At 39.7% G+C, this 9162-nt stretch carries 6 protein-coding genes; 2 read left to right on the forward strand and 4 right to left on the reverse strand.

Going from position 1 to position 9162, the window contains the following annotated elements; all coding sequences use genetic code 11:
• Positions 1–193: 193 nt before the first annotated feature.
• From ctaD to fdxB, 3 genes are all read right to left on the reverse strand, one after another.
• Positions 194–1885, reverse strand: coding sequence for a cytochrome c oxidase subunit I (gene ctaD, locus RMX69_RS06995; RefSeq protein ID WP_322636994.1), 1692 nt, complete (start codon positions 1883–1885; stop codon positions 194–196).
• A gap of 160 nt (positions 1886–2045) precedes the next feature.
• The gene (locus RMX69_RS07000; protein ID WP_322636995.1) at positions 2046–3035 is read right to left on the reverse strand and encodes a cytochrome c oxidase subunit II; all 990 of its coding nucleotides are present in this window, start codon (positions 3033–3035) and stop codon (positions 2046–2048) included.
• A gap of 522 nt (positions 3036–3557) precedes the next feature.
• Entirely contained in the window at positions 3558–3851 is a 294-nt protein-coding gene (fdxB, locus tag RMX69_RS07005; protein ID WP_289798417.1) for a ferredoxin III, nif-specific, read from the reverse strand.
• A 1077-nt stretch (positions 3852–4928) separates the two neighbouring features.
• Here fdxB and RMX69_RS07010 point away from each other — a divergent pair.
• Positions 4929–6524 carry a helix-turn-helix domain-containing protein gene (locus RMX69_RS07010; RefSeq protein ID WP_322636996.1) on the forward strand — a complete coding sequence of 532 codons (1596 nt, stop codon included), beginning with the start codon at positions 4929–4931 and terminating at the stop codon, positions 6522–6524.
• Positions 6525–6677: 153 nt separating this feature from the next.
• On the opposite strand, the gene RMX69_RS07015 is transcribed toward RMX69_RS07010, so the two are convergent.
• Positions 6678–7655, reverse strand: coding sequence for a sucrase ferredoxin (locus RMX69_RS07015; protein ID WP_322636997.1), 978 nt, complete (start codon positions 7653–7655; stop codon positions 6678–6680).
• A 1089-nt stretch (positions 7656–8744) separates the two neighbouring features.
• On the opposite strand from RMX69_RS07015, the gene RMX69_RS07020 reads away from it, so the two are divergent.
• Positions 8745–9162: Mut7-C RNAse domain-containing protein (locus RMX69_RS07020; protein ID WP_322637004.1), on the forward strand; the 418-nt coding region annotated here is incomplete at its 3' end.

A 9162-nucleotide genomic window follows, 5' to 3' on the forward strand; every position in this document is an offset into this window, starting at 1 on the left:
AGTTCCGAACTTGGTCTTTCGAGTTCTGAGGCTGAAGTTCCGAGTTCCGAACTTGGTCTTTCGAGTTCTGAGACTGAAGTTTCAAGTTCCGAACTTGGTCTTTCGAGTTCTGAGACTGAAGTTTCAAGTTCTCAAATTAAATGACTAGAAATTGCAGTCACCTTAACATCGATCGCATCACTCACTCTACGAACTAAGCACTAGCTTCCGGCGTCGCTGATGACTGTAATTCAGTTCTATGCTCCTGGCCGTAGTCATAAGGGCCATGAGTCACAACCGGCAACACTTCCCAGTTTTCAATTGCAGGTGGCGAGCTAGTTGTCCATTCTAAAGTCAAAGCTTGCCAAGGATTATCACCAGCCAAAGGCCCCTTCAGCCAACTGTAGATCATGTTGATGGCGAAAGGAATTACCGATATCCCCAAAACAAATGAACCAAAGGTGCAAATTTGATTGAGGTCGATAAATTGGGGATCATACATTGCCACTCGTCGAGGCATTCCTTTCAAACCCAACTCATGCATGGGTAAGAAAGTAAGATTAGTGCCGATGAAGGTAAGGGCGAAATGAACTCGACCCCAGTTTTCATTCAGCATTCGTCCGGTCATTTTGGGGAACCAGTGATAAATACCGGCGTAGATGCCAAATACGGAACCGCCAAACAGAACGTAATGGAAATGTCCGACTACATAATATGTGTCGTGGACGTGAACATCAAAGGGGGCTGTTCCCATCGTTACGCCGCTTAAGCCGCCCATGACAAACATGGATAACAAGCCAATGGCGAAAAGCATCGCCGTGGTGAAGCGGATTTTACCACCCCAGAGGGTAGCAACCCAGGCAAAAATCTTCACGCCAGTGGGAACTGCAACGATAAGAGTAGAGATAGTGAAGAACATCCGCATCCAACCGGGTGTGCCGCTGGTAAACATGTGGTGTACCCAGACGAACAAACCGACAACGCAGATGGCTACACTAGAATAAGCGATCGCTTTATAACCAAAGATTGGTTTGCGGGAGTGAACTGGAATTACCTCCGACATAATGCCGAAGATCGGCAGAATCATTAAATATACTGCCGGGTGAGAATAAAACCAGAATAAGTGTTGATAAATTACAACGTTTCCACCTGCATCTGGTTTAAAGAAGGAGGTGCCAAAGTTGAGGTCAAACAACAGCAGAACTAAACCGGCTGCTAATACAGGTGTGGAGAGAAGCGCCAGCAGAGAGGTTGCCAAGATTGCCCAACAAAACAAGGGCACTTGATCCCATTTCATGCTGGGAACCTTCATCATCAAAATGGTGATTACAAAGTTCAGCGAACCCAAAATTGAGGAAGTTCCCACCAAAACGATCGCTAATATCCACATAGTTTGAGCGATTGGTGCTGTCACCAAACTCAAAGGTGGGTAAGCTGTCCAACCAGATTGGGAACCGCCGAAAATGAAACTACCTAAAATGAGCGCACCTGCTGGGGGATTTAACCAAAAGGCGATCGCGTTTAGCTTGGGAAACGCCATATCCCTAGCACCGACCATCAAGGGCACTAAATAATTACCAAATCCCCCAATGGCGCTAGGGACAATCCACAGGAAGATCATGATCGTCCCGTGATTGGTCATGAAAGCGTTATACAGATTAGGGTCGAGTACGTCTGCATCTGGTGTTGCTAATTCCACCCGGAGAGCAACAGCCATCAGTCCGCCGATGAGATAGAACACAAACGCTGTCACCAGGTATTGGATACCAATAACCTTGTGGTCAACATTAAATGTAAAATAGTCTTGCCATTTCCACGCCTTCGGATGAGAGGTGTGGGAAATCACCAGAGTTTCCGGTTTATTTTCCTCTGGTGGAGTATTCCGTGGAAATTCTACCTGCGTCATATTTTTGTCCTTTGTCCTACCCTGCGGGAAGCCGCTGGCGCGTCTATGTCATTTGTCTTCTGTCTTTTGTCCGTTGTCTTTTGTCCGTTGTCATTTGTCAGTTACCAATAACTAATGACTAATGACCAATGACCAATGACCAATAACCAATGACCAATGACTAATGACCAATGACCATTGACTTTAGAGTTGCTGCACTAATTCCCATCTCATGGGTGTGGGGCGCGAGAAACTCTGATGTTGATAAGTCGGCTGGATTAATTGCAACAACTTGATTTAGGTTTTGTTGTTGAGCAATCTGGTTTTCTGTCCGCCAGCTATCATATTCTTCTGGTGTGTGGACAATTACTTGTGTCCGCATTGAACCGTGATAACCACCGCACAACTCAGCACAAACTACGGGATATGTACCTGGTTTGGTGGCAACAAATCGCAGTTCGGTAGGGATACCGGGTAGTGCATCTTGCTTCAGCCTAAAGTTTGGCACCCAGAATGAATGAATTACATCTTGTGCTGAAAGGTTTAGTTGAACATCAGCACCGACGGGAATGTGCAATTCCCCAGAGGTAATGCCACTATCGGGGTAGTTAAATATCCAGGCGTACTGTATGCCTTTGACATCAACAACTAAATCGGCTGGTTTATCTAGGTTTTTGGGAGACGCGCCAATACCAATTGTTGGGGCTATTGCTGGGGCAGTTGTTGCTTCAGAAGCATCACTGAGTGTAGCAGCGATAGCAGTTCCCGACTTATGAGCAACATGAGCAGCTGAATGAGGATGACCAGCAGGCTCAAAACCACCCATTTGGTTAAAAACATCTACGCTGTAGATGCCCAAACCGAGAACAATCACTGTGGGAATTGCTGTCCAAAAGATTTCTAAGGGAACGTTGCCTTCTATTGGCAAACCATCGGTATCATCACCGCGACGGCGACGAAACTTAACCAAAAAAACTACAATTGTTCCTTCTACCACTAAGAAGAGTGCGATCGCAATGGTAAACATGACGTTGAAAAAACCGTCTACCAAAGGCGCTTGTAACGATGCCTGCATCGGCATGAGAGTGTGATTTTGACCGATCCAAATGCTGATTGCTGTAACTACTATCCCAGCAACCAGAGTCCATAGTGAAACAGGAATTTGTTGCATACATGCTACCTGCTTTGTAAACCGTCTTTAGAGGTGTTGTTTTCTGAGTTGAGGTTTTAGGGGAGAGGTTACAGGTTACAGGTAATAGGAATTCATCTATTCCCTGTAACCTGTACCCTATTCCCTTCTTCTTTCCCCATTTACCATTTCCTTTTCACTTATTAACTTTCTAACGTGCAGCCATTAAAAAAGGGGGAAACTTCCAGATTTTTTCCATATCTTTCCCCCACAAAAATACAAATTATATTTCAACTCCTATGACAAAGCTAGCCCCTGCTTTTAGAAAAGCTAGTTGTTCCAAGGGGCACTGTTAGTCCTAATATTGATTAGGCTATATTAGCAGCAAGTTTAAATTTGTTAATAGCGAACAATTTACGATTTACGGAATTGTTTACTGTGAACTTTTGATTGTTTCCAGTAAATATTTAGTATTCCCCTCAAGTTACCTTGCCTAGCACATTTGCGCTGATGAAAAACAGTGCCTCCTTCAATGAACAACAATTTTGATTAACTCCAAAAACCTTAATTGTTTAATACAACATGGGTGTAGCAATTTTTGGGGCAAATCCGTGAACAAGCTTCACAACCAATACAATTCTCTGGAGAAGTAACTGCCATTACTTTTCGTTCAATTTCTTCATCATCTTCATCTTCCACAAATTCGCCTTCTTCATTTAGTGCCTTCAATCCAAGCACATTGTACCCGCAGACTTTAATGCATCTGCCACAGCCGATACATTTGTCTTTGTCGATTTCTTGAGCAAATTTTGGTGTCCAAGCCTTACCGCCAAATGTCAAACCTGTTAGTTGTGCCATGAATAAATCCTCAGCAATTTTGCCTGTCAATCTGTTTGTGCATTAATCATCATACTATCCTAATCTTTTATTCTTTTGTATTCAAAACTTACTTTTGTCACATCAATTTTCGATGACTTTGAACACAATCCTGAATTGTTTTTTATGTCAATTTATAGATAAAGATTATTGCAAATAATTCTTATAAATATTTCGTATTCCTCGTTCCCACGTTCTACATATAAACGCATTCATTGAGTCAGAGACTTAATGTCTGACTAGAGGTAAGGTAGCAGCCCATGAACAGCGATTTTCATACAGAAGATAAGTAAAAAGTTGAGGATTTTAAACCTATACAGGTGACTAAAGCTTCATATCTATGTGATTTATAACTGCTGATTTAACTATTATTTCCAGCAAATGCAGCTATATCTCTAAGAGTAATGATATTCTTTTTCAAATATTTGTAGATTTAGGCAAATAAATTTATGTAAACAGTATACATATATACCAGAATAAATGTTCATCAGTTACATTTTGATATATGCAATATGTATTTTAGAAAGCAACAATTTTCAATTTATTTTGATTTAAATATTTAGTTAAATGGTGACAAAAGGAATATTACGATTTCATCTGAATACACAGAATTAATTTATAAAGGAACTGTAAACTTTATGGCAGAATATTATGATGCCTTAAATATTAAAATTATTAACAAATCAGAGCAAGCTAAATTACAGGAGGCTTAAACATTTCCTAAAAATACTTTGTATAAGGTTTTATGGTCAAAGCTAAAATGTTCATCAATTACCTAATTAAATAAATGTTAAGATTTTTTCCTAAGCTCAATACGAACAAATTAATCATTTTTTTCATGAAATGTATAGTTAATAAGAAGTTTTATTAGGCTGTTTTAAAGCCTTAAATAGCTTGCAATTGGATGCGAATTTAACAAGTGGATGTGGGAATCGAACGTAGTGAGAATATTTTTTTCTCACTAGAAAGATCATGTGGTAGGGAGTCATGAATAAACAGGACTCATCCAGGGGAGACCTGAGCCAGACATCTCAACGATTAGAGTGGGAAAAGAGCCAAATGCCTTATACAATTCCTAACAACAGTTGCGTTGGATGTGACAACTGCCGCCCCCAATGTCCTACGGGTGCAATCAGAATAGAGGACAATGAATACTGGGTCGATCCTGGTCTTTGTAATAATTGTGAGGGCTATTATTCAGAACCGCAATGTGTAATAGCTTGTCCAACTAATTCTCCTATTCCTTGGCAGGCGAAAAAGGGAAGATGCAAAGTTGAACCAAGAGATGCTAGCAGCTTAGACTTATTTTCTAATGGTAAGAATAATCCATTTGCTTCAGCGATCGCAATTTGGGAAGCTTGTAATGTATTAGCGCAGCGCACATCCCTACATTGGGAAACCGATGAAGAAGGCTACATCAGTTACAGCCGACAAGTCAATCAAGGGCGAGGTGCGATCGCTTTTCACATCCAAGATCCCTTGAAAGTGAACGACAAGGCCACAGATATAGCAGCAATTGAGGGGCTTGACATCAGAGCCGCTTGCATACATCTAATTTTTGCAGCTTATGCCACAGCCTTAGAGCAACCTTGGGAGCAAGAATTTGCGATCGATGAGCGACAAATTGAGAAATATTTGGGGATGGAGAAACGCAAAGACTTGAGCAAAGCTGCCAAGCTAGCTTTAATGAAAAATATCGTTCAGCAAGCTTGCTCCCTGATTATCTCCATTGACTGGCCCCAACAAGGTCGAATTAACGGATTCTCTCTTGTCGGCAGCCGCTTATGGCACTTAGTAGATATTCAGCACCACTTCCAAGAAGACAATCTCGGATGCAAATATCTGATTGGGCTAACTTTTAAAGTAAAAGCAGGGTTATGGGCGCAATATTTTTTAAACAAACAAGCGTGTAAAGAGCGAACTGCATTCTATCAATACGGCAGTCTCCCCAAAACGCTGCTAACCACAGTCATGAGTATTTGGCAGCAACATGAAGGTGCAGTTCGACTAATGCTGTGGTTGCTGTTTAAAACCAAAATGGGCAAAGAACAACGCATCACCATTCCTACCTTGCTGCGTATTGCTTACGGTGAAGAAAAAGTCGCCCTTGCATCCAGACAACGGGAAGAACGCAAACGTCTGTTGCGAACCTTTGAAAGCGATTTAGAAATTCTCAATCACTATGGAATGAAACCACTTTTCGATCCAGTTACTTATCCACCAGAAATTCAACCTTTGTGGGCGAAATTAATCGATCTTCCCGAAGATCCAGATGAAGCATTAGAATTTTGGACTAATGACGGTGGTGCTGAAACTCGCCTCACAGACACAGGCCCCCGTGGTAAGTGGAATCTGCTAATGAATGCGCGGATCTTAGCTTTTGAACTCCCACCAGAATGGGAACAGCAAATCTCAGAATCGGAAAAAAAGAAAACAAGAACTGCCAAAGCCAAAAAAAAGCCCAAAGCTACAAACGATTTGCTAGGCGAACAGATTTTGCAAGCGCGAAAAAACTTGAATCTCTCCCAAAGAGAATTGGCAAAACTCACAGGTAAAAGCCAAAGCTGGATTCGAGATATTGAAAATGGTCGTTTAAAAGCCAAATTAGAAGACCAAATACTGTTACGAAAAATCTTAAATCTGGCTTCATCTTAATTTGGAATTTAAACGCAGAGAGACGCAGAGATTTTATTACGAAGTTCCACACCGTTATCCTAAATACAGTATTTAATGAATTCGTAGCGAACTAAACTTAGTAATCCTCTGCGCTTCCCTTTGCGTCCCTCTGCGTTTAAAAACTCTTCACTTCTATGTACTATAACTCATTACCTTACTAGAAGTAATCCAAAAACTACCAACCGCATATTTAGTAACTACCAACTCTCGTGTAGCATTGCATGAACTTTTCAGTTGTTGAGTCTTCGTTTCATCTTTCACAAGTTTAGCCTGGTAAGTATAGAAAGAACCACAAGGTTGTTCAAAACTAATTTCAGCTAACATAGTACTATTGTCTAAACTTTGCTCTAAAATTTTGCCTACAACTTTGTAATTAAACCAATCCCATCCTTTATAGAGAATTAGCTCTCTTTCCAAAACCTGAAGTGGAGCAGGCAGAATTCCCCAGCCTCGATAGACTTGATGTAAGCATTGAATATCACCAGTACGAGTCAAAACCGATCTAAATGAATCTCGATCGAGACGACCGTAGTATCTTCCTTCTGGCAAGTCTATAACTGTTGGTGCAAACCGATGTCCACCAAAGTGCGATGATTTCCAAATTCGCACATTCTCTAAGCACAAATCAGCTTTACTCGCTGTTATTTGGAAGTAAAAAGGAGCGCCATATCTCGCACAACACTTATCATGGCTACCGTGAGTACAAACTAAAATATCTCTAGTTATACTAGTTTCTACTTCCAAATTAGAATCGATACCCCGTATCCATTTTTGGACAACTCCTGCTACTTGCTCAATATTTGCTAGCTGAAACTCCTGCTTATGGTATCCACTACTTAGCCCCTCTTGTTTTTGATAAATCAAAAGCGTAGTGTGATTTACCTTGTGTGATAAATCATTAGCAATTAGGAGAAATCTAATCGGCAGTTTCGCACGCTTCACTTCTTCTACCAAAATCCTCAAATTCTGAGGCACCCACTTAGAGTTCAAGGCTTCTGATGTCCAAGGTAAAGGACACTCAACTAAAATATAAGTTTGATAATTGGTGGCACTACCAATAACATCTTCTCCTACTTGCCGTGAATCATCAGAACAAAAAAAAGTATTCATCTCGCTGTACTCATTAGCATATTTTATGGACAAAAGGTATTACAAAATACAATTGTGTTCTTAACTACAATATCCTTGGTTCAAGGAGATAAAAAAGAACAATATTCATTTCCGAGTTAAAACTAGGTAGCCACTTTATAACATCATTATCGCTCAAGGTCTTTCCGGTTAATAAATTCTCCACAATAAAGATAAATAGTGTCAAGAGATATTTTTCCGTATGAGTGGCGTTAATTTTGTATCTAGTTTTATTGTTATTTGGTATTTAATAAATTTTCATTAGCGGAAACTCAGTTTTTCTCAACTTGGTCTCTTTGGCAAAATCAAATATATTAAACCTAGTACATAGACGCAAAGCGACTTGGAGAGTTACCGATGATTAACTTGCTTACAATATTGATGTAGCTGATACTACAATCAAAAATGTTTCTAGCAGCAACCTAGTTGTTTAAAGTTTTGCTGAAATTATCTACATAGCTAATTACATATCCTGTTTTTATATATAAAGATATAATTCTGTGCCGTACATCTAAAAAATCTTTCTAAAGGTAGATGCGAAAATATTTAATAAACAGAAATCGCTTTGGTAAGCCAATACTGTTTTAAGACTTGTTCCACACTATTTATCTATCGAATTATCCATATTGCAAATAATTCTCAATAACTTGAGAAAATAAAAAAGTCAAATTAGGGGTAAATGCTTTAATTCCCCGTACTCCATCTGCGATAAGTTAAAATTAAAAGTAGTGACTAATTATTAGCACTGTCACTGACATTAACATTAACAAATTTGCTATTTAGCGTTTTACCTAATCTAACTTCCCGAACCTTGTGTCAGGGTTTGATGATAGGCATCTGCTTTGACTGTAACTGAAGTCAATAAGAAATGCAAGTTTTTAAGAATCTTTATAACTTATTTACGGTGTGTTGCCTCTAGGACATTGCTTAAATCAAGGTGAACAGGCATTTCATAGTAAGGATAACCCACTACAACAAGCATTGAGAGTTTCAATATAATAGATAAAGTTTTGCAATTGTGACAAATTGTTGCTAGTAAAGGCGCACTTACTAGTCCAAATATCTGTAGCTATGGCGATCGCATATTTCTACTTTCATGCAGAATTGAATCATTTTTTACCACGGCATCAGAAACAGGTGAAAATCTCTCATTTGTTTGAGGAAAAAGCCTCAATTAAGGACATGATTGAGTCGTTGGGTGTCCCTCATCCAGAGGTGGATTCGATAAATGTTAATGGTGAATATGTAAATTTTTCTTACATAGTTTCTGATGGAGACACTATCAATGTTTATCCAATTTCATTTAGGAGTTTTATTATACCAAGCGTTTCTGTTTTACCAAAACCGCTCAGTATTATCCGCTTTGTTTTAGATATTCATTTGGGAAAGCTGGCAACATCTTTACGACTTTTAGGTTTTGATACTTTATACCGCAAGGGAGCATCCACTTTTGGCAGAAACACTCAAATAGCAAGTAAACCATTCAGAT

The sequence above is a fragment of the Nostoc sp. EspVER01 genome (genome assembly GCF_034530635.1).
Taxonomy (GTDB): Bacteria; Cyanobacteriota; Cyanobacteriia; order Cyanobacteriales; family Nostocaceae; genus Nostoc.